Genomic DNA, 24,914 nt, shown 5'->3' on the forward strand with positions numbered 1-24,914 from the left:
GCAAAGGGGAGACATCTTATGGAAACTTACATTTTATCCTTAGATCAAGGGACAACAAGTTCAAGAGCGATTCTGTTTAATAAAGAAGGCAAAATCGTTCACTCCGCTCAAAAGGAATTTACACAATACTTCCCGCATCCAGGGTGGGTTGAGCATAATGCAAATGAAATTTGGGGATCTGTCCTTGCTGTTATCGCATCAGTCATTTCTGAATCGGGAATCAGCGCTTCTCAAATTGCCGGAATCGGCATTACCAACCAAAGGGAAACAGCGGTTGTTTGGGATAAGGATACAGGAAAGCCTGTGTATAATGCGATCGTTTGGCAGTCACGACAGACGTCTGGAATCTGCGAGGAGCTTCGTGAAAAAGGATATAATGATACATTCAGAGAGAAAACAGGCCTTTTGATAGATCCATATTTTTCTGGCACGAAGGTGAAATGGATTTTAGACAATGTGGAAGGCGCAAGAGAAAAAGCGGAAAAAGGCGAGCTGCTGTTTGGAACGATTGATACATGGCTCATTTGGAAAATGTCAGGCGGAAAAGCCCACGTGACGGATTATTCCAACGCTTCAAGAACGCTGATGTTTAATATTTACGATTTGAAATGGGACGATGAGCTGCTTGAGATTTTAGGCGTTCCGAAATCAATGCTCCCTGAAGTAAAACCGTCCTCTCATGTGTATGCGGAGACAGTTGATTATCACTTCTTCGGAAAAAATATTCCGATTGCTGGAGCGGCAGGCGACCAGCAGTCCGCGCTGTTCGGCCAGGCGTGCTTTGAAGCAGGCATGGGGAAAAACACATACGGCACAGGATGTTTCATGCTGATGAATACAGGGGAAAAAGCAATTAAGTCGGAACACGGGCTGCTGACAACAATCGCCTGGGGCATTGACGGTAAAGTTGAATATGCTTTAGAAGGAAGTATTTTTGTCGCAGGCTCAGCCATCCAATGGCTCAGAGACGGAATGAGAATGTTCCAGGACTCTTCACTTAGCGAATCATACGCGGAGAAAGTTGATTCAACTGACGGCGTATATGTCGTTCCGGCCTTTGTCGGCTTGGGAACGCCTTACTGGGACAGCGATGTGCGCGGTTCAGTTTTCGGCCTGACTAGAGGCACAACAAAAGAACATTTTATCCGTGCCACGCTGGAGTCATTGGCTTATCAGACGAAAGATGTGCTTGATGCAATGGAAGCGGATTCTAACATTTCATTGAAAACGCTTCGTGTGGATGGCGGCGCTGTTAAAAATAACTTTTTGATGCAGTTTCAAGGGGATATTTTGGATGTGCCTGTGGAACGACCGGAAATCAATGAAACAACTGCGCTTGGCGCGGCATATTTGGCAGGTATCGCTGTGGGATTCTGGAAGGATCGTTCTGAAATTATTAACCAGTGGAATCTGGATAAGCGTTTTGAACCTAAATTGGAAGAAGAAAAACGAAATGAGCTGTATACAGGCTGGCAAAAAGCCGTTAAAGCAGCTATGGCTTTTAAATAAAATAAGAGTATGTTATAATGGTTACAAGTTAATAAGAACGGTCCTGAGATGAGGAGAGACCACAGCACCAAAGTGTGAACATGCACTTTGGCTGTTGTGGTCTCTTTTTCTATTTACCGTGACAACAAGGAGGAAACGTAATAATGAAAAATCAATTTTCAAGTCTTGAGCGGGATCGCATGCTGACAGACATGACGAAAAAAACATATGATCTATTTATTATCGGAGGAGGAATTACAGGAGCAGGTACAGCTCTTGACGCGGCATCAAGGGGCATGAAGGTCGCACTCAGCGAAATGCAGGATTTCGCGGCTGGAACATCAAGCAGATCAACAAAATTGGTTCATGGCGGATTGCGCTATTTAAAACAATTTGAAGTGAAAATGGTCGCTGAGGTAGGGAAAGAGCGGGCGATTGTCTATGAAAACGGCCCGCACGTTACCACACCGGAATGGATGCTGCTTCCGTTTCATAAAGGCGGCACATTCGGTTCATTCACAACCTCTATCGGGTTAAGAGTTTATGACTTCTTAGCCGGCGTAAAAAAATCAGAACGCAGAAGCATGCTTTCAGCAAAAGAAACGCTGCAAAAAGAGCCTTTGGTGAAAAAAGACGGTTTAAAAGGCGGCGGCTACTATGTTGAATACCGCACTGACGATGCGAGACTGACAATCGAAGTCATGAAGGAAGCGGTCAAATTCGGGGCAGAGCCTGTGAATTATTCCAAAGTAAAAGAACTCCTTTATGAAAAAGGCAAAGCAGTCGGTGTATTAATTGAAGACGTGTTGACGAAAAAAGAATATAAAGTATACGCGAAAAAAATCGTCAATGCGACAGGCCCTTGGGTAGACCAGCTCAGAGAAAAAGACCATTCTAAAAACGGAAAGCACCTTCAGCATACAAAAGGTATTCACCTTGTATTTGACCAATCTGTCTTTCCTTTGAAACAAGCAGTATATTTCGATACACCGGACGGCCGGATGGTGTTTGCTATTCCTCGCGAAGGCAAAACATATGTGGGCACAACCGATACCGTTTACAAAGAGGCCCTGGAGCATCCGCGTATGACAACTGAGGATCGCGATTACGTTATCAATTCAATCAATTACATGTTCCCGGAACTGAATATTAAAGCGGATGATATCGAATCAAGCTGGGCTGGCCTGCGTCCGCTCATTCATGAAGAAGGAAAGGACCCTTCCGAGATTTCACGCAAAGATGAAATTTGGACGTCAGATTCAGGCTTGATCACTATTGCCGGCGGTAAGCTGACCGGGTACAGAAAAATGGCGGAGCACATTGTCGATCTTGTTCGTGATCGATTAAAAGAGGAAGGCGAAAAGGATTTCGGCCCATGCAAAACGAAAAACATGCCGATTTCAGGCGGGCACGTCGGCGGTTCTAAAAACCTTGCATCCTTCGTGACGGCGAAAACGAAAGAAGGCATTGCGGCCGGCTTATCAGAAAAGGATGCGAAACAGCTGGCTATCAGATACGGCTCCAACGTAGAGCGAGTCTTTAATCGGGTCGAGGCACTGAAAGACGAGGCTGCGAAGCGAAATATCCCGGTTCATATCCTTGCCGAGGCAGAATACAGCATTGAAGAAGAATTGACTGCAACGCCTGCTGACTTCTTTGTCCGCAGAACGGGACGTTTATTTTTTGATATCAATTGGGTAATAACATATAAAGACGCCGTTATTGATTTTATGAGCGAGCGATTCCAGTGGGATGAGCAGACGCAAAACAAACATACAGAAAACCTTAACAAGCTATTACACGATGCGGTTGTACCGGTCGAACAATAAAAATAACGGGCTGTCTGCAGCCCGTTTTTTCTTTTATGAGCCAGAAAGCGTCAGATCTCAAGATATCAAGTGACAGAGACGCTCTCTTCATATTAAAATAATGGCATATGGCTGATACATAGGAGGACGAATTATGACTTGGAGAAAGAGCTATGAACGCTGGAAACAGACAGAAAATTTAGATCCTGAATTAAAAAAGCTCCTCACTGAATTAGAGGGGAATGATCAGGATCTTGAAGACTGCTTCTATAAAAACCTTGAATTCGGAACGGGAGGTATGCGCGGAGAAATTGGCGCCGGTACGAATCGGATGAATATTTACACGGTGCGCAAGGCATCAGCGGGATTCGCGGCATACATCTTGCAGCAGGGTGAGAAAGCGAAAAAACGGGGCGTTGTCATTGCGTATGATTCCCGCCATAAGTCACCGGAGTTTGCGATGGAAGCTGCAAAAACGCTTGCTACACAAGGCATCCAAACGTACGTATTTGATGAGCTTCGCCCGACGCCGGAGCTTTCATTTGCTGTCAGACAACTGAATGCTTATGGAGGAATTGTCGTGACGGCTAGCCATAACCCGCCTGAATATAATGGGTACAAAGTGTACGGTGATGACGGCGGCCAGCTGCCTCCGCGTGAAGCAGACATCGTCATTGAGCAGGTAAACGCCATCGAAAATGAACTGACAATCACGGTCGATGATGAAGAAGTGTTAAAAGAAAAAGGCTTAATACAGATCATCGGTGAAGAGATTGATAAGGTCTATACTGAAAAACTAACATCTATTTCCGTTCACCCTGAGTTATCCGGAGAAGTGGATGTGAAAGTGGTTTTCACTCCGCTGCATGGAACCGCAAACAAACCGGTCAGACGCGGGCTCGAAGCCCTCGGCTATCAAAATGTCACGGTCGTAAAGGAACAGGAACGGCCAGATCCGGACTTTTCAACTGTAACATCTCCGAACCCGGAAGAGCATGCTGCATTTGAATACGCTATTAAGCTCGGCGAAGAGCAAAATGCAGATATTCTTATTGCAACAGATCCGGATGCGGACCGCCTTGGCATTGCGGTGAAAAATGATGAAGGCAAATATACAGTGCTGACAGGAAACCAAACCGGTGCGCTGCTGCTTCATTATTTGCTTTCTGAAAAGAAAAAACAAGGAATCCTGCCTGAGAATGGCGTCGTTCTCAAAACAATCGTAACAAGTGAAATCGGCCGCGATGTCGCATCTTCATTCGGACTCGATACGATTGATACACTGACGGGCTTTAAGTTTATCGGTGAAAAGATTAAAGAATACGAAGCCTCAGGCCAGTACACTTTCCAATTCGGATATGAAGAAAGCTATGGTTATTTAATCGGAGATTTCGCCCGCGACAAGGATGCCATTCAGGCCGCACTTTTGGCAGTTGAGGTTTGCGCGTTCTATAAGAAACAAGGAACGTCTTTATACGAAGCGTTAATGAATATCTTCAAAGAATATGGTTTTTACCGTGAAGGACTGAAATCACTGACGCTGAAAGGAAAACAGGGAGCGGAGCAGATTGAAGCGATTCTTGCTTCCTTCAGACAAAATCCTCCGCAAACAATGGCCGGTAAACAGGTTGTCTCAGCAGAGGATTACGCTGTAAGCAAACGGATGGTTTTGACGGAAAATAAAGAAGAAGCCATCGACCTGCCAAAATCAAATGTATTGAAATATTTCTTGGAAGACGGATCTTGGTTCTGCCTCCGTCCTTCTGGTACTGAGCCGAAGGTCAAATTTTATTTCGCCGTAAAAGGAACATCCCTCCAAGACAGTGAACAGCGTCTTGCCGCACTTTCTGACGATGTCATGAAGACAGTTGACGAAATTGTCGAAGCAACAGCAAAGTAATTCTATAAAAGCTGGATCACGCAATGTGATCCAGCTTTTTTCTATTTCTCATCCAAAAGTCTGAAAGAAAATCATCCTTCATGTGAAGTAACAATATTCAAAAAACTGGTATAATCTTAGATAATAACCATAGCCGGAGTGAGAGACGTGACCAAACCGAGGGTGGAAAAATTAAGAACGCTGAAAACCATTGCCGAGACTTTGAATCAAGGACACGATGTCAAAGCAGCGCTGAATGAAGTTTTAAAAGAATTGCTGAGCTTAACGAATCTTCAGTCTGGATGGATCTTTCTCATTGAAGAGGACGGTTCCTATACGTTAGCAGCAGACGCATACCTGCCGCCTGCTTTAAGCCGCAGGGAAAAAGTGCTGATGTGTGAAGGGGAGTGCTATTGCCTGACGAAATTCAATAACGGCGGACTTAGAAAAGCAGCCAATATTATGAACTGTAAACGCATAGAATCAGCTGAAGAGCTGCATTGTTTTGACACAGAAGGGATTACGCATCATGCAACCGTTCCCTTAGAAGATGGAGACAGACGGTTTGGTTTATTAAATGTGGCGGCGGCCGGAAAGACACTTTTTGATGAGGAGGAGCTTCATTTGCTGGAGGCGGTTGCTTTTCAGATCGGAACAGCAATACAGCGGATGAGGCTTGCTGAATACAAACAAAAAAATGCTCTTTTAATGGAGCGGAACCGTCTCGCTCAGGAGCTGCATGATTCAGTCAACCAGATGCTGTTTTCCGTCAGTTTAACAGCAAAAGCGGCAAAGACATTAACACAAGAAGAGACCCTGCAGCAGATGATTGATTTTATTCAAACGTTAACGCAGGACGCGCTGGCTGAAATGAAGTCCTTAATCTGGCAGCTTCGTCCCGGAGGATTGGAAAAAGGGCTGGCTGAAGCCATTAAAAGCTATGGCACTCTGATCGGATTGAATGTCGTCTTTACACAAAAAGGATGTCCGGACCTTCGTGATGAAGAGGAGCATATGCTGTGGCGTGTCGTGCAGGAAGCCCTCAATAATTGCAAAAAGCATGCCGGGACTGATACGGCGTATGTCAGAATTGCTGCTTCTTCGTCCTATGCAGAACTGGATATTATCGATCATGGGGCAGGATTTCGTTATGAAGCGCACGACGGCCTGCCTTCACTTGGCATCAAAGGTATGAAAGAGCGGGCAGAAAAAGCCGGCGCGGAATTTTTCATTGAGTCAGAGCTTGGAGCTGGCACGAAGCTGTCTGTCAGGCTTCCGCTTACCAACCAGAAAGGAAGGACAGTGAGATGAGAATTGTAATAGCGGATGATCACCATGTTGTCCGGAAGGGGCTTCGTTTTTTCTTTGCCACCAAGGACGACATTGAAGTTGTCGGAGAAGCGGCAACCGGAAGTGAGGCCCTCCGTGTCATCGAAGAAACAAAGCCTGATCTCGTGCTGATGGATCTGTCGATGCCGGATATGGATGGAATAGCGGCAACAAAAAAAGCAGTACAGCAATTTCCCGGAGTCCATATCGTCGTGCTGACGAGCTACTCTGATCAGGAGCATGTAATCCCTGCGCTTCAGGCAGGAGCGAAGGCGTATCAGCTAAAGGATACGGAGCCGGAGGAACTGGTGAAAACACTGAGACAGGTTGATTCAGGCGAATATATGCTGTCTTCAGCTATTATGCCCCATGTCCTGACACATATGAAAAAACAGAATGAACCGGAAAAAGAAAAATTTTATCAATTAACCCGGCGGGAAAGAGATGTACTAAACGAAATTGCTTGCGGAAAAAGCAATAAAGAAATCGCAGCATCGTTGTTTATTTCAGAAAAAACAGTAAAAACCCATGTGTCTAATCTTTTAGCAAAGCTTGAGCTGGCGGACCGCACACAAGCAGCGCTTTTTGCAGTGAAATACAACCTGAATGGAGAGACCACAAAGTGAACATATTAGTGATTAGCGGCTCGCCGAGAATACATGGCAGGACAAGAATTGCGGCAGCCTACATTTCATCTGTGTATCAAACGGATTTGATTGATTTGAGCGAATTTATATTGCCGTTATTTAACGGTGAAGCCGAACAGGCCGCGCTTATGCGGGTACAAGAGCTAAAACAGCGCGTCAGCAAAGCGGATGCGATTGTATTACTATCTCCTGAATATCACAGCGGCATGAGCGGCGTTTTAAAAAATGCACTGGACTTTTTAAGCGGCGAACAATTTAAATATAAGCCAGTAACTCTTTTGGCAGCAGCAGGCGGCGGAAAAGGCGGAATCAATGCGCTGAACAATATGAGAACCGTGATGCGGGGCTTATATGCCAATGCTATTCCGAGGCAGCTTGTGCTTGATCCGGTAACGATTGATGTGGAAAACGCAACAGTAACGGAACACATGGCGGCCAGCATAAAAGAGCTGATGGAAGAATTGCACATGTTCGCAAATGCAGGAACCCCCGGCGTCTAAACACCGGGGGTTTTTTTATGTGAGAAGCGCTAATTGATCCTCATATGTCAGCTCAGTGGCATGGTCAATATAGCGGAGAAGAGAATACAGCACCTTTTCTAATACAGCATAATCCTGTTCAAAATGGTATGCATGCAAAAAATGCTCAATTCGTTTTGATAACAAATCATCCTCTGTCCGCACCATTAAAATTAATAAATTATCCCATTGGGAACGATGGGTGTAATACAATGCTTTGTCGTAATCAGCATAATCCATATCAATCGCTTCTCCTTTCCTGTGTGAGAAGTTCAGGATTAGTTTATGCCGCATCAGCTGTTATTGACGGGGCAAAACTTGGCGTCTGCGTCAGAACTGGGGTAGCAATATGAGGGAGACATAAAATGAAAATGTCTGAATGAAGCAAGCGGTTTTGGAAAACCTAAGATGAAAATAATCTGGGTACAGGAGACTGAAAACATGAAATCTCTGCCGTATGCCATTGCGCTTCTGTTTTGCGGTTTCATCATCTTATCGATGGCTGCAAAAGGGCATTCAGAAAACATGAACGAGTCTGTTCAAAAGTGGGAACAGCTCGCTTGGAGTAAAATTCAAGATGAATATAAAGGGGCTTCTTTTTCCGATTACGCCTATATGGGGCGGACCGAGGTGAATGACCAGCAGACAAAGGATGTCTTTCGGGTGACCGTCAAACAGAATGAAGAAACATTTTCCGTGCGTGCGGAGGTTTATTTTCACCCTGTGACGAAACATATGATCAGCATCAATGTGTTTCGTCTTTAATAAAAAAACTGTACAGCCGACAAAGGCCATACAGTTTTGTTTTTAGAAATAACGCTTTGCTCCGAGGTAGCGCTGCTTCCAGTATGAGTTGTTCATATTTGAAATGACAACCCCTGAGTCGTTGGCATTAATGAATTCCCCGTTTCCGAGGTAAATCCCGACATGAGAAGGGCCGGCTTTGTATGTCGAAAAGAAGACAAAGTCTCCGACTGCAGGCTGGCTGACAGATTTCATGGTGTTCCAGTAGCCGGCCGCCGTTAATCTGGATACAGATGTCACTTTGTTTAGCGCATAGTAAATGAATCCGCTGCAGTCAAATCCGGCCGGTGTCGTTCCTCCCCAGCGATATGGAACACCAAGCTGCTCCTTAGCGGCCGCGATCATTTTGTTAATCTTCGCGCTTGTTGAGATCGTGCTGCCTGAAGATCCGGAACTTGAATTTGAAGATGAAGCTTTGCCTGTAATCGTGAGCTTCTGGCCGATTTGTAAGACATCGTTTTTCAAGTTGTTTTTCTCCCGAATCTGCTGGGCTGTCACATTGAACTTTTGCGCGATCACCCATAAGGAATCACCGCTCTTCACCGTATATGTAGTCGTCGTTGTTCCGGAGCTTGAATTTGACGAAGACGGTGTTGTTGATGTGCCGGAAGATGATTTGCCGGTCAGCTTCAGCACTTGTCCGACGTACAGAACGTCTGATTTCAGATTGTTGCTGTTTCGGATTTGCTGTACAGTCAGGTTATATTTGTTTGCGATCTTCCAAAGTGAGTCTCCGCTTTTTACGGTGTACTTCGTTGTTGCTGACGTTGATTGATTCGATTTGGATGAATTGTCTTTGGATGACGAATTAGAACCCGCTGATTTTGTTTTTAACACTTGATTCACATAAATGGTATCAGATTTTAAATTGTTCAATACCTTCAATTCAGCGATGGACATATTGACTTTGTTCGCGATTTTCCAAAGCGAATCACCTAGCTGCACTTTGTAAGTGCCAGTCGAAGCTGAAGAGCTTGAGCTCGGTTTAGATGGTTTAGAGCTGCTTGAAGTGCCGGAACTGGAATTTGAAGAAACCTTTCCGGATACTTTTAATTTTTGCCCTGCACGAATCATGTCGCTGCTCAATCCGTTTAACTTTTTCAGTTCCTGTACCGACATCTTAAACTCATTGGCAATCAGCCATAGTGAATCGCCGCTTTTCACTGTGTAAACAGAATTTCCGCTCTTCTTTGCTGTTGAGCCTGAAGAAGATGATGATGAAGTGCCGGAATTGCTGCCTGGGATGGTAAGCGTCTGGCCGATTGACAGGACGGTAGTCGAAAGATGGTTGGCGGATGTGATGGCCGCTACACTTGTGTTGTAGGTTTGCGCCAGCTTCCATAAGGAATCTCCGCTTTTGACTTTAATCGTTGCTGCTTCAGCGGGTGTAATCGCTAGTGTTGTGCTGACAATCGCGGATGCTGTCAGCCCTGCTGCTAATTTCTTTTTCATCTGAGCTCTCCTTTTTCCCCCAATGATTTTGAATATGCTGTTTCTTTTTTATATCGGCAGATTCAACTCATCGTTTTGCCTTTTTTAAAAATCAGTCATATTATCTTAACAGAATGCAGGAAAAAGGGCATAAAAAAAGAAGGAATCATCAACTATTCCTTCATTTTCAAAAGCTGCATAATTTCCTCTTTGTTTTTGACAAGGTCTCGCAGCGTATATTTGTTTAAAACGGCAAGATAGGCCATAAGCGCTTCATTAAGCACGTGTTTTAAGCCGCACACTGGAGAAATAATGCAGAGATTTCTATTCGCATCAAAACATTCAACAATATTAAAATCGTCTTCTGTTTTTCTGACGACCTCTCCGATATTAATGTCTTCAGGATCCATGCCTAAACGTATGCCGCCGCCACGTCCGCGTATGGTTTCTACATATCCGAGCTGACCGAGCCTGTATATGACTTTCATGAGATGATTTTTTGAAATAGAATACGTTTCGGCGATCTGTTTTATATTTGAAAGTTCTCCGGGACGTTCTGCAGCAAGAAAAATCAAAACTCGTAATGAATAATCTGTATAATTTGTTAACTTCATATTAAGACCTCGGAATAAGACATTTTCTATATCTTATCATAATCTATTATAAAATGAAAAAAAAGGAATTTCCCTAAAAAAGCGTGCACCCTGCTGGGCACACGCATTTTTTTAATTCATGTCATTGGAAGGATTTTGTTTTGAACGGTTTTTCGTATCAACTTCAGTGTTTTGAATTTTGCGTTCGAATTTAGAAAGATAACGTGAAGCAAAATCCTTTCCGCCAAGACCGAATGATAAACCGAATGCAAGTGCGAATCCGCCAAGCACGATGATAAATGCGGAATTGACAATTGTGTCAGCGACTCCGAGCTGATCTAGTGCCATAAAGAAAGCCAGTGCGATGATTGTATACTTTGCAATCGCAGCTAAAGATTTGAACTCCTGACCTTTGATCATGCTGGCCAGTACTTTGCGCACCAATTCTCCGGCGTAAAGGCCGATTCCGAGGATAAATACTGCGACAAGGACATTCGGCAGATACGCGATGATGCCTCCTGCGATCTCAACGAGTAAATGCAGCTGAACAATTTGCAGCGCCTCGGCTGTAAACAGCAGGATCACAATGATTTGCGCAATCATACCGACAACTTGGGAGAGTGACAGCTTTGCGGATGCCCCAGGTTCTACGCCCATTTTTCCTAATAAAGAATCAAAGCCTGCACGGCGGAGCAGTCCGGACACCATTGTGTTTACCCATTTTCCGGCCCATATACCGGCTAAAATCAGTACGATGGCGATAATGATATTCGGAAGCATGTTTAAGATAGTATTGAGCATAGAGACGGCTGGCTGAGAAATGCCGGCGACATCAAGACGATCAAGCGCTGAAATGACAACCGGAATTAAAATCAGCACATAAGCAATGGTTCCGATGACAGCTGAAAGGCTTGTATCCTTTAAGTAAATGGATAATCCCATACGAGCAGCGAATCTTTCTGTACCGATGCTTGCTAGGAAATTCGTGATGATGTCACGGACCAGGCGGGCGATGAGCCAGCCGATTAAAACGATCAGCGCCGCAGCGAATAATTTCGGCAGAAAAGCGAGTACGCTTTCCATCATATTGGTAAACGGGCCTGAAATTCCGCTGATATTCAGTGAAGATAAGACTCCCGGCAAGAATATGAGCAGCACGAGGTAAAAGACAATTTGTGAAGCGGCGTTAACTGCCTGGTGAATATCTTTCCCTTCAGATACCAAGTTCCATTTGCGCAGCTTTTCGCTCGTGTTCAGCTTCATTCCGATTTTTCTGACAAGAAAGCTTAACACAGAGGCTGCAGCCCAGCCTAACAGCAGAATCAATCCGGCCTTCAGCACGCTCGGAACAGCTGCTGCAATAGCAGAAAGCATGCTGACAAAAGGCGAAGCCACTGTTGTCAGGTGCAAAATGTTAAAGAATAAAATAAAGACGATAATCAAAGCGATAAAATAAACGACCTTGCTTATGATTTTTTCCGATGAATAGCGTGACGGCTTTTTCTCAGCAAAGATCTTGTCGTCGATTTTTGTTTTTCTGAGCCCTTTGTACACCGCTTTTTCAATGATTTTGGCGATAGCCCATCCGATTAATAAGACAAGCAAAGCAATGATGAGGTTTGGCAACTTACTGAGATAAGAAGAAAACATGTCTGCTGCATTCAATTGGTATCGCTCCTTTTTTTTCGTAATATGGTCTGTTTTTACCCACTGACACATTTGGCAAACAGGCCAGTGTGCAGGGCAAGTTTTTTTCAGGCAAAAATGTGACTTATCATCTTTTATCAGGCGGGCTCATACATTATAGATAAGTCCAAGTAGGGGGGATTCGGTTGAACGCGGAGGAGAAAAAGGGATTACAGCGGGCAATTGAGGAAATTACCGAAGTTGCAAAAGGATTCGGCCTTAATTTCTATCCGATGAGATATGAAATTTGCCCGGCTGAAATTATTTATACATTCGGCGCGTACGGGATGCCGACAAGATTCAGCCACTGGAGCTTCGGGAAACAGTTTCATAAAATGAAACTGCATTATGACCTTGGATTAAGCAAAATTTATGAGCTTGTCATTAACTCAGACCCATGCTACGCCTTTTTGCTGGACAGCAATTCACTGATACAAAATAAATTGATTGTCGCCCATGTTCTCGCTCACTGTGACTTTTTCAAAAACAACTGCCGCTTCCAAAACACGAAGCGTGACATGGTGGAAAGCATGGCGGCAACGGCGGAGCGAATTAAGTATTATGAACGGATTCACGGAATAAAGGAAGTGGAGGCCTTTTTAGACGCGATCCTTTCAATCCAGGAGCATATCGATCCTTCTTTGGTGCGTCCGAAGCTCCAGTGGAGTGTGGATGATGAGGAAGAAGAGTTTGAGGAAATGGCTACGCCGTACGATGATCTATGGAATTTAGATGGAAAGAAACCGAGAAAACAACTGAAAAAATCAAAAAAACCTTTCCCGCCGCGGCCCGAGAAAGATATTCTGCTTTTTATTGAAGAGCATTCAAGGGAACTTGAGCCGTGGCAGCGTGATATTTTGACGATGATGAGAGAAGAAATGCTTTATTTCTGGCCTCAGCTGGAAACGAAAATTATGAATGAAGGATGGGCTTCATACTGGCATCAAAGAATTATCCGGGAGCTTGATTTAACCTCTGATGAAGCGATAGAGTTCGCCAAGCTGAATGCCGGGGTTGTCCAGCCGTCAAAAACAGGAATCAATCCTTATTATTTGGGACTGAAGATTTTTGAAGATATTGAGGAACGGTATAACAATCCGACTGAGGAAATGAAGAAAATAGGCGTCAAGCCGAACTCAGGCCGGGAGAAAATGTTTGAGGTCAGAGAGATTGAATCAGATATCTCATTCATCCGCAATTATTTAACAAAAGATTTAGTGATGCGCGAGGATCTTTACCTGTTCCAAAAGCAGGGCAGAGACTATAAAATCGTCGATAAAGAGTGGGAGGCTGTCCGCGACCAGCTTGTGAGCATGCGGGTAAACGGAGGATTTCCGTATTTGACAGTAAACGAAGGCGATTATCTGAAAAATAACGAGCTCTTAATTAAGCATTGGTATGAGGACATAGAACTGGATTTGAAATACTTGGAGAAAGTGCTTCCTTATTTATACCAGCTGTGGGGAAGAAGCGTGCATATCGAATCTGTGCTGGAGGATAAGCAAGTGATGTTTTCGTATGACGGAAAAGGGGTTCACCGCAGGTATTTATAAGAAAAAAGGATGCAGTGTTCTGCATCCTTTTTATTTTCCTGTTTTCAAAATGTTAAATATGATTTTTGCCTGGTCGGTATTGTTGATCAGTCCGCTGAATTTCTCTTTTCCGGGGCCGTACGCGTATACCGGTACTTCTTCACCGGTATGATCGGTACTGGTCCAGCCGCTGTTAGAGCGGGTGTTGAAAATCTTGATGATGGCTTTGTAGGCGCCTTTGCTTTTGTCAGCCTGTGAAGCGGCTTCAATACTTTTCATTTCTTCACGTGTGAAATCCAGATCTGTATAGCGGGCGAGCACATCTTTGACCGGTTTGCCTTCGCTGATTTTTTTGGCCATAAACTCAGGTGTTTTTTTCGCGGCCAAAATCGGCTCCGCATGCCAATTTTTTTCGCCGTTTGCACCGATGGTAAATCCGCCTGTTGTATGATCAGCAGCTGCTATCACAAGTGTGTGTTTATCTTTTTTCGCAAATTCAATAGCGGCTTTATAGGCCTGTTCAAAATCCTTAACCTCGCTCAGGGCTCCGACAGTATCATTGTCATGAGCGGCCCAGTCAATTTGGCTGCCTTCGACCATCAAGAAAAATCCTTTTTTATTTTGATTCAGCCGGTCAATTGCTGAAACAGTCATATCTTTCAGGGATGGGGTTTTGCTGTCGCGGTCGAGCGCTTTATCAAGCCCTCCGTCTGCAAAAAGCCCGAGCACCTGCTGATCTTTATTTTTCTTCAGCGCTTGTTTTGTTGTCACATAGCTGTAGCCCGCTTGTTTAAATTCTTTCGTTAAATTTCTGTCCTTGCGGGTAAAGTAGGATTTTCCGCCGCCAAGCAAAACGTCAATTTTTTGTTTGCCTTTTATTTTATCATCCATATAGCTGTTGGCGATTTGGTTCATATTTTTCCGCGATTCATTGTGAGTGCCGTATGCTGCGGGTGTGGCGTGGTTAATTTCAGAAGTTGCGACAAGCCCTGTTGACTTGCCTTGCTGTTTGGCTTCTTCGAGTATTGATTTTACTTTTTTTCCGTTTTTATCGACGCCAATTGCATTGTTATATGTCTTAACGCCTGTCGCTAATGCTGTTCCGGCGGCTGCTGAATCTGTAATATTATAGTCAGGGTCATCCGGGTGCGTCATCATCATGCCTGTCAGGTTCCGGTCAAATTCAGTTAACTTTGGGTTGTTCGGTGTTTCACCGTTATTTTTCATGGAACGGTAGGCGTTTATGTATGATGCTCCCATGCCGTCCCCAATCATCACAATGACATTTCTGATCTCATCTTTGTTTTGTTTTTTGGCGCTTGCTTTTTCGGTCTGCTGCAGCTCTGCACCGGCGAATATACCGGCTGTAAGCACGGAAACAGCTGCGACTGGCAGCAATTTTGATTTCATTTTTTGAAACAGACTCATTTTTTTGCAGGCCTCCTTTAATTTGTTCTGCTTATTACGATAGGGAATGTTTGTTAAGTGCGGCTGTTGATCCTGTAAACATTAGGTAAAGGATTGTGATGAATATAAATTGTCTGTGTCCGTTATCTTGCCTTTCTTTCATCAAAGCATTCATTTTTCCGGAAAAATCTTTACCTCATGGTTTATGCGTGATATGGTTGTTTAAATAAAAAAACTGCGGATGCCCGCAGTTTTTATCGAAACCTATAAGTTCCACATTCTTACGCTATGTCATAAATCCCCAAAACCTTCTTCAATTATTTCCTAAATGTTGATAAACTGCCCAAAAAACATGACAAAAGCACTCGTTTTTTGTCACCTTTGAAATGAAAATGAAATATTTAATACCCTTAAAAACTTTTTTTGAAAACGAATAATTAAGAAATTTGTCACGTGAAGTCAAGACTATTTCTGTTGGGAATCCATCCTTATAATAGAAAACAAGATGATTAATTAAAAAAAAGAGATAATAATAGATATACATATTTAGGGAGGAAAACATGAAAAAGCAAATCATTACAGCTACAACAGCAGTAGTTTTAGGATCGACCTTATTTGCAGGAGCGGCATCTGCACAAAGCGTCAAGGTGAAAAAAGGCGACACGTTATGGGATCTTTCAAAAAAATACGGCACCACAATAAGTAAAATTAAATCAGAAAACAAACTTCATTCTGATATCATTTATGCAGGACAGACTTTATCCATTAACGGTAAATCGGCAGCATCAAGTTCAAAAAGCAGTTCATCTTCTTCTACATACAAAGTAGTGAGCGGCGACAGTCTTTGGAAGATTTCGAAAAAATACGGCATGACGATCAATGAACTGAAAAAACTGAACGGCTTAAAATCAGATCTTCTGCGTATCGGACAAGTTCTGAAAGTGAAGGGCTCAAGCAGTTCGAGCAGCTCCGGTTCATCAAGCGTGTCTACGTCTGCAACTTCTACATACAAAGTAGTAAGCGGCGACAGTCTATCTAAAATTGCGAAAAAATACGGCACAACGGTTAGCAAAATAAAGAGTCTCAACGGCTTAAAATCAGATTTAATCTATGTCGGACAAGTATTGAAGGTGAAAGGAACAAGTTCAAAACCTGTCACTTCATCTAAGCCTTCATCTAGTTCAAGCAGCAAAGTATCATCTACATCACTTAACGTAAGCAAACTGGTTTCTGATGCAAAAGCGCTAACTGGAACGCCGTACAAATGGGGCGGAACAACAACTTCCGGTTTTGACTGCAGCGGATTCATTTGGTACGTATTAAACAAACAAACAAGTGTGGCAAGAACGAGCACTGCGGGATACTGGAGTTCCATGAAGAGCATTGCCAGCCCGTCTGTCGGTGATTTCGTATTCTTTACAACATATAAATCCGGCCCTTCTCACATGGGGATTTACATTGGAAACAACAGTTTCGTTCATGCAGGATCTGATGGTGTACAAATCAGCAGCCTGAACAACAGCTACTGGAAGCCTCGCTACCTCGGTGCGAAAAGATTCTAATTTTGCGAAGTAACCCGTTCATAGAACGGGTTTTTTTCATTAGACGGAGCATCTTCGTTTTGGTTACATCTAAAAATGAAAATGTGATAAAAAGTCCAAAAACTTTTTTTCCTTCTTATTTTCATAAAGGGCGATCGCATAAGCACCGGCATAGGGCAGCTGCACAGAATGGTAAGGGATTCTGATCATCTGTTTTTCCTCTAATTCGCGCTTTACTGTAGATAAGGGGAGGAATGAAACGCCAAGTCCTTCTTTTATAAACCGTTTCGTTATATGGGTTTGTGTGACTTTCATTGTTCTCACAAATGGAAAAGTCACTCTGACTTGACGGAGTAAGTCGTCCCAGTAGTCAGGATGATTGTGGGTCAAAAGCAGGTATTGCTCAAGCACCTCTTTGGCATCAATTTCTTCGTCTGATGTGAAACGCTGATCAGGAGGCGCAACGAGGACGACAGGGTCCTTATATAAACAGTGGCATGTTAAAGAAGAAGACTGGACTTTTAAACAGCTCAGTCCGATATCCGCCTCGCCGGCTTTAATCAGAGACGAGATTTCTGCCGATTCAAAAATTTTCACTGCAATTTCTGTTTCGGTATTCATTGAAGTGTATCGTTTCATAACAGATGGAAGCACGGTATCGGCAATAAGCGGCGAAACCGCGAGCTGTAAGGTTTGAGAGTAGCCTTGTCGCACTCTGTGGAGCTCTGCCATGCTGTTTTCATAGTCATCAAGCAGCCTCAGTGCGAACGGCAAATAAGCCCTGCCTTCATCGGTTAACTGAATCTGCCTGCCTTTTCGCTCGAACAGCTTGCAGCTGATTTCTTTTTCTAATTGCTTGATATGAACGGTTACAGTGGGCTGAGATAAAAAAAGCGTTTCTGCTGTTTTTCTGAAGTTTTCATATTTCGCTGCGGTCACAAAGGTGTGAAGCCATTTGAAATCCATTTCCATTCTCCCTCTGATTAAGATTTTTAATTAATTCCCTTTAAAATATTCAATATTTTTTAAATATTATATTTACTATAATAACAGAAAAGGATAGGGGGAATACAAATGGTACATTACGGATTAAAGGGAATTACATGTGTGGACACATCAATCAGTCATATTGACGGCGAAAAAGGCCGGCTTATCTACAGAGGGCATCATGCAAAAGACATCGCGCTGCATCACAGCTTTGAAGAAGCCGCTTACTTGATTTTATTTGGAAAACTGCCGGCATCAGATGAATTACAGACATTTGAAAAAAAGCTGATTGCGGAGCGAAACCTGCCTGACCGCATCGGGCGTTTGATTCAGTCGCTGCCAAACAACATGGACGACATGTCGGTACTGAGAACGGTTGTTTCAGCATTAGGGGAAAATACGTACACGTTTTATCCAAAAATAGAAGAAGCGATTCGGCTGATTGCCATCACGCCGTCCATTATCGCTTACAGAAAACGCTGGGTGCGCGGCGAGCAAGCCATTGAGCCATCTTCCCAGTACGGACATGTCGAAAACTATTATTATATGCTCACAGGTGAACAGCCTTCAGAAGCAAAAAAGAAAGCGCTTGAAACATATATGATTCTGGCCATGGAACACGGCATGAACGCATCAACTTTCTCGGCACGGGTCACTTTGTCTACAGAGAGTGATTTGGTATCGGCCATTACCGCGGCGCTTGGCACGATGAAAGGCCCGCTTCATGGAGGGGCTCCATCTGCTGTGACGAAAATGCTTGAAGACATTGGAGAAAAAGCGAATGCTGCAGCGTATTTGACAGCAAAGCTTGAAAAAGGAGAACGCCTGATGGGATTTGGGCACCGCGTGTATAAGACGAAAGATCCGCGGGCAGAAGCTTTGAGACAGAAAGCTGAAGAGGTTGCAGGCGATGACCGTGATTTGGATCTGGCGCTGCATGTAGAGGCAGAGGCGATTCGTTTGCTGGACATCTACAAACCGGGCCGCAAGCTGTACACAAACGTTGAATTTTATGCAGCTGCTGTCATGAAAGCGATTGATTTTGATGATGAATTGTTTACACCGACGTTTTCAGCAAGCCGAATGGTAGGCTGGTGCGCACACGTGCTGGAACAAGCAGAAAACAACATGATTTTCCGCCCGTCAGCTAAATATACAGGGGCTATTCCTGAAGAAGTACTTTTATAAACATATTTTGCGGTTTATTCGCTGCTGTGATGTGGTAAACGATCAGTATTATCATGTCTAGGAGTGATCAATATGAACCCAATGGACAGACAAACAGAAGGACAAGAACCGCAGCGGCAGGACCGGCAGCCGGGTATTGAGTCCGAAATGAATCCTCTTCCTTTATCAGAGGACCGTGATTATAAAGGAAGCGGAAAACTGAAAGGAAAAGTCGCGATCATTACAGGAGGCGACAGCGGAATCGGAAGAGCGGCAGCAATCGCGTACGCAAAAGAAGGGGCTGACGTCTCCATTCTTTATCTGGACGAACATTCTGACGCGGAGGAAACGCGAAAACAGATTGAACAGGAAAACGTCCGCTGCCTGCTGATTCCGGGTGACGTCGGAGATGAGAAGCATTGTGAACAGGCTGTACAGCAAACCGTAGACCATTTTGGGAAGCTGGATATTTTGGTTAACAACGCAGCTGAACAGCACCCGCAGGACAGTATTCTTGATATTTCAACAGAACAGCTTGAAAAAACCTTCCGCACGAACATTTTTTCAATGTTTCATATGACAAAGAAAGCTTTGCCTCACTTGAAAGAAGGGGGCGCAATCATTAATACGACCTCGATTACCGCTTATGAAGGGGATACCGCATTAATTGATTATTCCAGTACAAAGGGTGCAATTGTCTCCTTTACACGATCAATGAGCAAATCTCTTGCTGATAAAGGCATCAGAGTGAATGCGGTGGCGCCCGGTCCGATTTGGACACCGCTGATTCCGGCGACATTTCCGGAAGAAAAAGTGAAGCAGCATGGACTTGATACACCGATGGGCAGACCGGGACAGCCGGTTGAGCATGCGGGTGTATACGTCTTGCTCACATCTGATGAATCTTCCTATATGACGGGACAGACGATTCATGTAAATGGCGGCCGTTTTATTTCAACATAATGCACAAAAAACCAGCAAATCTGCTGGTTTTTTTGTGCATGAAAATAGGTTACTGCAGAAATTTGTCGAATTTTTTAAAAATTTAGTTTTCATTTTTGGATTTTTATATATAATATTGAGTAGGAGAAAGGAATGATTCATCACCAGTACAAATATAGTAGAAAAAAAGAAAAACGGCCATTACCGCTCATGAATTCAGAAAATTCAAATAAAATATAAAGAAAACATCAGCTAGGAGTTGAAGGGGAATGAAAGGAAGCGTATTTAGGAAGAAAAGCATACAAGATTTAATCGCTGCAACAAATGGGGAAAAATCCTTAAAAAGAGAATTAGGGGCATTTGACTTAACACTGCTTGGGATTGGGGCCATTATTGGTACTGGGATTTTTGTACTGACGGGGACAGGGGCAGTAACTGCCGGACCCGGACTGACCATTTCATTTGTTGTCGCAGCGCTGGCTTGTTTATTCGCTGCATTGTCTTATGCTGAATTTGCTTCAAGTGTGCCTGTCTCAGGTTCCGTGTACACATTTACTTATGCTACAATGGGAGAACTTTTGGCCTTCATTATCGGGTGGGATTTAATTTTAGAGTATATGCTGGCGGTAAGTGCCGTTTCAGTCGGGTGGTCCGGGTATTTTCAATCATTTTTGTCCGGGCTTGGCATTCATCTTCCGGTTGCCTTAACAGCTGCTCCGGGGGCTGTAAAAGGAACATTTACCATTTTTAATCTGCCTGCGTTTGTCATTGTTCTTGCGATTACGTATTTGCTTTATTTAGGCATCAGAGAATCTAAAAGAGTCAACAACATTATGGTGATTTTAAAAGTGCTGGTCGTTCTCTTATTTATTGCGGTGGCAGCTGTTTACGTGAAGCCGGATAACTGGCAGCCGTTTATGCCAATGGGCTTTGGCGGCGTATTCAGCGCAGCGGCGCTCGTTTTCTTTGCTTTTATCGGATTTGACGCTGTATCCTCTGCTGCGGAAGAGACGAAAAACCCTGGGAAGGATCTGCCGAAAGGGATTATTTTCTCGTTATTGGCTTGTACGATTTTATATGTTACTGTATCGGCTATCATGACAGGGGTTGTTCCGTTTGCCCAGTTTGCAGGCGTCGATCATCCGGTTTCTCTCGTTCTTCAAAGCGCGGGACAAAACTGGGTGGCAGGCATTATCGATATCGGCGCGGTTTTGGGAATGACAACGGTTATGCTTGTGATGCTTTATGGACAGACACGCGTTATGTTTGCTATGTCTCGTGACGGCCTGGTTCCGGGCTCGCTTTCTAAGGTTCATCCGAAGCATAAAACACCTTATGTTGCGACTTGGTTTTTCGGCATTATGTCGGCGCTTCTCGGTTCACTTGTTCCGCTTGATGAGCTTGCCAAGCTGGTAAACATCGGAACGCTGTCAGCGTTTGTGCTGATTTCTGTGGCGGTTATCGTATTGAGAAAGAAACAGCCTGATCTCCCGAGAGCTTTTAAATGCCCGGGGGTTCCGGTTATCCCGGGCTTAGCAATTCTTTTCTGCCTGTTCTTAATTTTTAATCTTGGATGGGTGACGATTGTCCGCTTCCTTGTGTGGCTGTTAATTGGCATGGCGATCTATTTCTTATATTCAAGAAAGCATTCAAAATTAAATCAATAACTCTCAAAGAAGAGAGCGGCTGACACTGGCCGCTCTCTTTTCTATTCTCATCAAATGAATATATAGAAATAAGCATGAAAATAAGAGATAATATAGGCTGGAAAGGAAGTGACATCATTGTCTGAGCAAAAACCAGTCCAATGGGCTTCAAAAATCGGTTTCGTCATGGCTGCCGCTGGATCAGCCATCGGCTTAGGCGCGATTTGGAAGTTCCCTTATGTAGCGGGGACGAATGGAGGAGGCGCCTTTTTCCTTATTTTTGTGCTATTTACCATTCTCTTGGGCTATCCGCTTTTAGTGGGAGAATTTATCTTTGGAAGACGGAACCAAACGAATGCCATTGATGCATATAAAAAAGAAGCGCCGCGAACAGCTTGGTTTCTCACAGGATGGGTCGGCGTAGCGGCTTGTTTCTTAGTTTTATCGTTTTACAGTGTTATCGGAGGATGGATTTTACTATATATAGTGAAAACAGCATCAGGTTCACTGTCCGGACTCACCCAGGAACAGTACGGTGCACTTTTTGGTTCTGTTATTCAAAATCCCGTGCAGACGCTTGCGGCTCAGCTTATCTTTATGGTGCTGACTGTGCTGGTAGTCGCCAGAGGGGTTCAAAAAGGGATTGAACGGGTAAGCGCGGTGATGATGCCGATTTTGTTTATATTGTTTGTCCTGCTTGTTCTTCGGTCGCTCACGCTGGATCATGCGATTGAAGGTGTGAAATTTTTGCTTGTGCCTCATTTCGGCGATTTGACGCCGGAGTCTGTTTTATTTGCGCTGGGACAGGCTTTCTTTACGTTAACACTGGGGGTTTCGGTCATGGTGACTTACAGCTCCTATCTGCCGAAAACGCAAAATATCCCGCGTTCTGCAGCCTCCATTGTCGTCATGAATATCATTGTGACACTTTTGGCAGGTCTGGCTATTTTTCCTGCGGTTTTCTCCTTCGGATTGGAGCCGAATGAAGGTCCGACTTTGCTGTTTACAGTGCTTCCGGCCGTTTTTGAACAGCTTCCGTTCGGCATCCTGTTTTTCATCGGCTTTCTTGTCGCATTTTTATTTGCCGCACTGACCTCTGCCTTTTCAATGGTGGAAATGATTGTAGCCATTATCGGCAAAGGCGATGAAACAAAGAGAAAAAAACTGTCATGGACAAGCGGGTTTTTAATCTTCTTAGTCGGTATCCCATCTTGCTTATCTTATGGCATGCTGAGCGATGTGCGCATATTTGATAAGACGTTTTTTGACGTTGTCGATTTTACTGTCAGCAATGTTCTGCTGCCATTAGGCGCCCTGTTAATTTCTATTTTCATTCCGCTGAAAATATCGAAACAGGAGCTGTGGGCAGAAATGAGACAAGGATCGCATCCCGGGAAAGCATTCTTTTATATATGGTTTTATTTGCTCCGTTTTGTTGTGCCGCTGGCTATTATTATTGTGTTCTTAAATTTAATCGGGATTATATCCTTTTAGAAAAACAGGCTCCGCTGGGGGCCTGTTTTTTTGTTTTTTATGATTTCATCAGCGGCTCCCATGCGGTTTTCAGCTTTTTGATACCGAGCCGGATGTCCTCTTCAGAAAGCCCTCCATAACCGATTAAGACAGAAACAAACGGCGGCTGGCTTTTGTACGATGGAGATACCGGATAGACATTCACTCTGTTTTTGGCATCGGCTTTTATCGCTTCATCCTCACTGGCTGAAAACATAAGCCGGAGCAGGATGTGAAGCCCCGAGTTTTTTCCGAGAACCTCCATACTGTCTCCCAATTCAGTTCGTATCGCTTCCAGCAGAACAGCATGTTTTTTTCGAAATAAGGATCTCATCCTGTTCAAATGCTTTTGCCATTCGCCGTTTTCAATGAAATCTGCCAGTGCCAATTGATTATGAGAAGAGACGGTCTGTTTCATCAAAAGCGCATTTTTTCTTGCGGGTTCAATAAGTGCATCAGGAAGAATCATATAGCTGATCCGCAAGGAAGGGAGCAATGATTTTGAAAAAGTGCCGAGATAAATAACCCTGCCATTCGGGTCAAGGCCTTGCAGAGATGGAATGGGCTGTCCGCTGTAGCGGAATTCTCCATCATAATCATCCTCAATAATAAATGAGTTTGCCTCTTTTGCCCAAGATAACAGCTTCTGTCTTCGGGCGATCGTCATTATGCTCCCGAGCGGGAATTGATGCGAGGGAGTCGTATAGACAAGATGCGGGCTCTCGTGTGTAAGGCTAGCCGGCAGGACTCCTTCTTCATCAGTGCAAATGGGGATCACGTTCATGTGATTGGCCTCAAACATTCGTCTTGAACGGTGAAATCCCGGTTCTTCAAAACCGATTTTTGTTCCCGGCTGAAGCGTAAGGCAAAGAATTTGCAGAAGGACAGTAGTGCCTGCTCCGATAATAATCTGGCTGGGGTCACAATTGACACCGCGTGACAGTCTGACAAATCGGGCTATCATTTCTCTGAGTGCAGGTTCTCCTTGAGGATCGCCTGAGGTGTGAAATTGTTCAGAATACAGATCGAGACTTTTCACTATGCTTTTTCGCCAAGCGTTAAAGGGAAAGTAAACCGGATCGACATTTCCTTGATGAAAGTTAATAACAGGTTCTATTTCTTTATGAGTGACCGATTGAGGAGGCGGTTGATATGATACTGGAGCAGCCGGAAACTCAGGTTCAATTTCTGCCGCAAACCAGCCGATTTTAGGCTTGCTTTTGACATATCCTTCAGCGGTTAATTGCTCGTAGGCGCGTTCTACCGTTGCCGTGCTGACACCGAGCAAGCCGGAGAGCCTGCGTTTTGACGGAAGCCTCATTCCCTTGGTGATTCTGGCATGTGTCATTTCTTGTTTGAAATAGGTGTAAAGCTGTTCATACAGCGGTGTTTTGCTTGTTTTGTCCAGAAACGGCGTGATATCCATTTTATCTCTCCTTTGCATCTGGCGTGGTCATTTTTTCAGGTTTTGGCTATTTGGTGAATGCCATAAATCGGATATCATCATTGTAACGAATGGAGAGGGGATTGATAAGATGCTTCATATCAAACAATTAACGACTAGAGAAGAGTGGATGGAAGCTTATCCGGTGATGCACGAATTAAGAACAGAGCTGGATGAAGAGACGTATTTACATAGGCTGGAACGCTGTGTCCAAAAAGAGTTGTATATGCTGTTTGCCTTATATGAGGATAAAACGATCAGGGCGCTGTGCGGCGCACTGCCAAAGGTTTCGCTTCATAAAGGAGAGTACGTATGGATAGCAGATCTTGTCACAAGCGGGTCTCACAGATCTAAAGGGTACGGCAAACTTCTTTTGGATTATGCGGCAAACTGGGCGAAAGATGCGGGCTATCCTCTTGTCAGTCTTTCATCAGGTCTTCAGCGCAAACACGCCCACAGATTTTATACGGATAAAATGGGATTTACGATTGAAAGTTATTTATTCAGAAAACAATTGTATTAAAAAAAGACGCCGTTTCAGGCGTCTTTTCTG

At 44.0% G+C, this 24,914-nt stretch carries 21 protein-coding genes; 14 read left to right on the plus strand and 7 right to left on the minus strand.

Annotated elements, in window-relative coordinates; all coding sequences use genetic code 11:
* The first annotated feature begins 18 nt into the window (after nt 1-18).
* The 6 genes from glpK to UJ203_RS07565 all read left to right on the plus strand — a co-directional run bounded on the left by glpK (nt 19) and on the right by UJ203_RS07565 (nt 7,651).
* Nucleotides 19-1,509, plus strand: a complete 1,491-nt coding sequence (gene glpK, locus UJ203_RS07540; protein ID WP_024120714.1) for a glycerol kinase GlpK — start codon at nt 19-21, stop codon at nt 1,507-1,509.
* Between the two features lie 140 nt (nt 1,510-1,649).
* Nucleotides 1,650-3,317 carry a glycerol-3-phosphate dehydrogenase gene (glpD, locus tag UJ203_RS07545; protein ID WP_322010615.1) on the plus strand — a complete coding sequence of 556 codons (1,668 nt, stop codon included), beginning with the start codon at nt 1,650-1,652 and terminating at the stop codon, nt 3,315-3,317.
* Between the two features lie 133 nt (nt 3,318-3,450).
* Entirely contained in the window at nt 3,451-5,196 is a 1,746-nt protein-coding gene (locus UJ203_RS07550) for a phospho-sugar mutase (RefSeq protein WP_322009614.1), read from the plus strand.
* A gap of 147 nt (nt 5,197-5,343) precedes the next feature.
* Nucleotides 5,344-6,486 (plus strand): GAF domain-containing sensor histidine kinase, encoded by a 1,143-nt coding sequence (locus UJ203_RS07555; RefSeq protein WP_322009616.1) that lies wholly within the window; start codon nt 5,344-5,346, stop codon nt 6,484-6,486.
* Complete coding sequence (locus tag UJ203_RS07560; RefSeq protein WP_044156617.1) at nt 6,483-7,130, plus strand: response regulator; 648 nt, start codon at nt 6,483-6,485, stop codon at nt 7,128-7,130. The genes UJ203_RS07555 and UJ203_RS07560 overlap by 4 nt, the downstream gene beginning before the upstream one ends.
* The gene (locus tag UJ203_RS07565) at nt 7,127-7,651 is read left to right on the plus strand and encodes an NADPH-dependent FMN reductase (protein WP_322009619.1); all 525 of its coding nucleotides are present in this window, start codon (nt 7,127-7,129) and stop codon (nt 7,649-7,651) included. Before UJ203_RS07560 ends, UJ203_RS07565 begins: the two co-directional genes overlap by 4 nt.
* Nucleotides 7,652-7,666: 15 nt before the next feature.
* Here the strand turns inward: UJ203_RS07565 and UJ203_RS07570 are convergent, their stop codons facing one another.
* Complete coding sequence (locus UJ203_RS07570; RefSeq protein WP_024120719.1) at nt 7,667-7,909, minus strand: YhdB family protein; 243 nt, start codon at nt 7,907-7,909, stop codon at nt 7,667-7,669.
* A 201-nt stretch (nt 7,910-8,110) separates the two neighbouring features.
* Between UJ203_RS07570 and UJ203_RS07575 the strand changes: the two genes are divergently transcribed.
* Nucleotides 8,111-8,434, plus strand: coding sequence for a YqzG/YhdC family protein (locus UJ203_RS07575; protein ID WP_305935115.1), 324 nt, complete (start codon nt 8,111-8,113; stop codon nt 8,432-8,434).
* 42 nt (nt 8,435-8,476) lie between these two features.
* On the opposite strand, the gene UJ203_RS07580 is transcribed toward UJ203_RS07575, so the two are convergent.
* The 3 genes from UJ203_RS07580 to UJ203_RS07590 form a co-directional block, all read right to left on the minus strand.
* On the minus strand, nt 8,477-9,925 hold the full coding sequence (locus UJ203_RS07580) for a LysM peptidoglycan-binding domain-containing protein (protein WP_322009623.1): 1,449 nt from the start codon (nt 9,923-9,925) through the stop codon (nt 8,477-8,479).
* A gap of 152 nt (nt 9,926-10,077) precedes the next feature.
* Nucleotides 10,078-10,518 (minus strand): nitric oxide-sensing transcriptional repressor NsrR, encoded by a 441-nt coding sequence (gene nsrR, locus UJ203_RS07585; protein WP_010333538.1) that lies wholly within the window; start codon nt 10,516-10,518, stop codon nt 10,078-10,080.
* A 111-nt stretch (nt 10,519-10,629) separates the two neighbouring features.
* On the minus strand, nt 10,630-12,162 hold the full coding sequence (locus UJ203_RS07590; protein ID WP_415859183.1) for a mechanosensitive ion channel: 1,533 nt from the start codon (nt 12,160-12,162) through the stop codon (nt 10,630-10,632).
* 167 nt (nt 12,163-12,329) lie between these two features.
* Here UJ203_RS07590 and spoVR point away from each other — a divergent pair, with 167 nt between their 5' ends.
* A complete protein-coding gene (spoVR, locus tag UJ203_RS07595; protein ID WP_322009626.1) occupies nt 12,330-13,736 on the plus strand; it encodes a stage V sporulation protein SpoVR in 1,407 nt (468 codons plus the stop codon).
* Between the two features lie 30 nt (nt 13,737-13,766).
* Here the strand turns inward: spoVR and UJ203_RS07600 are convergent, their stop codons facing one another.
* Nucleotides 13,767-15,143 carry an alkaline phosphatase gene (locus tag UJ203_RS07600; RefSeq protein WP_322009628.1) on the minus strand — a complete coding sequence of 459 codons (1,377 nt, stop codon included), beginning with the start codon at nt 15,141-15,143 and terminating at the stop codon, nt 13,767-13,769.
* 539 nt (nt 15,144-15,682) lie between these two features.
* Here UJ203_RS07600 and UJ203_RS07605 point away from each other — a divergent pair.
* A complete protein-coding gene (locus tag UJ203_RS07605) occupies nt 15,683-16,684 on the plus strand; it encodes a LysM peptidoglycan-binding domain-containing protein (RefSeq protein ID WP_322009630.1) in 1,002 nt (333 codons plus the stop codon).
* Between the two features lie 69 nt (nt 16,685-16,753).
* Here UJ203_RS07605 and citR read toward each other — a convergent pair whose 3' ends face one another.
* Nucleotides 16,754-17,629, minus strand: coding sequence for a transcriptional regulator CitR (citR, locus tag UJ203_RS07610; protein WP_024120726.1), 876 nt, complete (start codon nt 17,627-17,629; stop codon nt 16,754-16,756).
* Between the two features lie 108 nt (nt 17,630-17,737).
* On the opposite strand from citR, the gene citA reads away from it, so the two are divergent.
* From citA to UJ203_RS07630, 4 genes are all read left to right on the plus strand, one after another.
* The gene (citA, locus tag UJ203_RS07615) at nt 17,738-18,838 is read left to right on the plus strand and encodes a citrate synthase CitA (RefSeq protein ID WP_024120727.1); all 1,101 of its coding nucleotides are present in this window, start codon (nt 17,738-17,740) and stop codon (nt 18,836-18,838) included.
* 72 nt (nt 18,839-18,910) lie between these two features.
* Nucleotides 18,911-19,780, plus strand: coding sequence for an SDR family oxidoreductase (locus UJ203_RS07620; protein WP_322009634.1), 870 nt, complete (start codon nt 18,911-18,913; stop codon nt 19,778-19,780).
* Nucleotides 19,781-20,028: 248 nt separating this feature from the next.
* Complete coding sequence (gene bcaP, locus UJ203_RS07625; protein ID WP_101860899.1) at nt 20,029-21,426, plus strand: branched-chain amino acid transporter BcaP; 1,398 nt, start codon at nt 20,029-20,031, stop codon at nt 21,424-21,426.
* Nucleotides 21,427-21,543: 117 nt separating this feature from the next.
* Entirely contained in the window at nt 21,544-22,899 is a 1,356-nt protein-coding gene (locus UJ203_RS07630; RefSeq protein WP_059352610.1) for a sodium-dependent transporter, read from the plus strand.
* A gap of 37 nt (nt 22,900-22,936) precedes the next feature.
* On the opposite strand, the gene UJ203_RS07635 is transcribed toward UJ203_RS07630, so the two are convergent.
* Nucleotides 22,937-24,343, minus strand: coding sequence for a PLP-dependent aminotransferase family protein (locus UJ203_RS07635; RefSeq protein WP_322009639.1), 1,407 nt, complete (start codon nt 24,341-24,343; stop codon nt 22,937-22,939).
* 109 nt (nt 24,344-24,452) lie between these two features.
* Between UJ203_RS07635 and UJ203_RS07640 the strand changes: the two genes are divergently transcribed.
* Nucleotides 24,453-24,884 carry a GNAT family N-acetyltransferase gene (locus UJ203_RS07640; RefSeq protein ID WP_322009641.1) on the plus strand — a complete coding sequence of 144 codons (432 nt, stop codon included), beginning with the start codon at nt 24,453-24,455 and terminating at the stop codon, nt 24,882-24,884.
* Nucleotides 24,885-24,914 lie beyond the last annotated feature (30 nt).

The organism is Bacillus sp. V26 (genome assembly GCF_034296245.1).
Lineage (GTDB): Bacteria > Bacillota > Bacilli > Bacillales > Bacillaceae > Bacillus > Bacillus halotolerans.

Coding starts and splice junctions, on each gene's coding strand:
- glpK (WP_024120714.1), top strand. CDS start 19: ATGGAAACTTACATTTTATCCTTAGATCAAGGGACAACAAGTTCAAGA.
- UJ203_RS07550 (WP_322009614.1), top strand. CDS start 3,451: ATGACTTGGAGAAAGAGCTATGAACGCTGGAAACAGACAGAAAATTTA.
- UJ203_RS07560 (WP_044156617.1), top strand. CDS start 6,483: ATGAGAATTGTAATAGCGGATGATCACCATGTTGTCCGGAAGGGGCTT.
- UJ203_RS07570 (WP_024120719.1), bottom strand. CDS start 7,909: ATGGATTATGCTGATTACGACAAAGCATTGTATTACACCCATCGTTCC.
- UJ203_RS07575 (WP_305935115.1), top strand. CDS start 8,111: ATGAAATCTCTGCCGTATGCCATTGCGCTTCTGTTTTGCGGTTTCATC.
- UJ203_RS07580 (WP_322009623.1), bottom strand. CDS start 9,925: ATGAAAAAGAAATTAGCAGCAGGGCTGACAGCATCCGCGATTGTCAGC.
- nsrR (WP_010333538.1), bottom strand. CDS start 10,518: ATGAAGTTAACAAATTATACAGATTATTCATTACGAGTTTTGATTTTT.
- UJ203_RS07600 (WP_322009628.1), bottom strand. CDS start 15,143: ATGAGTCTGTTTCAAAAAATGAAATCAAAATTGCTGCCAGTCGCAGCT.
- UJ203_RS07605 (WP_322009630.1), top strand. CDS start 15,683: ATGAAAAAGCAAATCATTACAGCTACAACAGCAGTAGTTTTAGGATCG.
- citR (WP_024120726.1), bottom strand. CDS start 17,629: ATGGATTTCAAATGGCTTCACACCTTTGTGACCGCAGCGAAATATGAA.
- citA (WP_024120727.1), top strand. CDS start 17,738: ATGGTACATTACGGATTAAAGGGAATTACATGTGTGGACACATCAATC.
- UJ203_RS07620 (WP_322009634.1), top strand. CDS start 18,911: ATGAACCCAATGGACAGACAAACAGAAGGACAAGAACCGCAGCGGCAG.
- bcaP (WP_101860899.1), top strand. CDS start 20,029: ATGAAAGGAAGCGTATTTAGGAAGAAAAGCATACAAGATTTAATCGCT.
- UJ203_RS07635 (WP_322009639.1), bottom strand. CDS start 24,343: ATGGATATCACGCCGTTTCTGGACAAAACAAGCAAAACACCGCTGTAT.
- UJ203_RS07640 (WP_322009641.1), top strand. CDS start 24,453: ATGCTTCATATCAAACAATTAACGACTAGAGAAGAGTGGATGGAAGCT.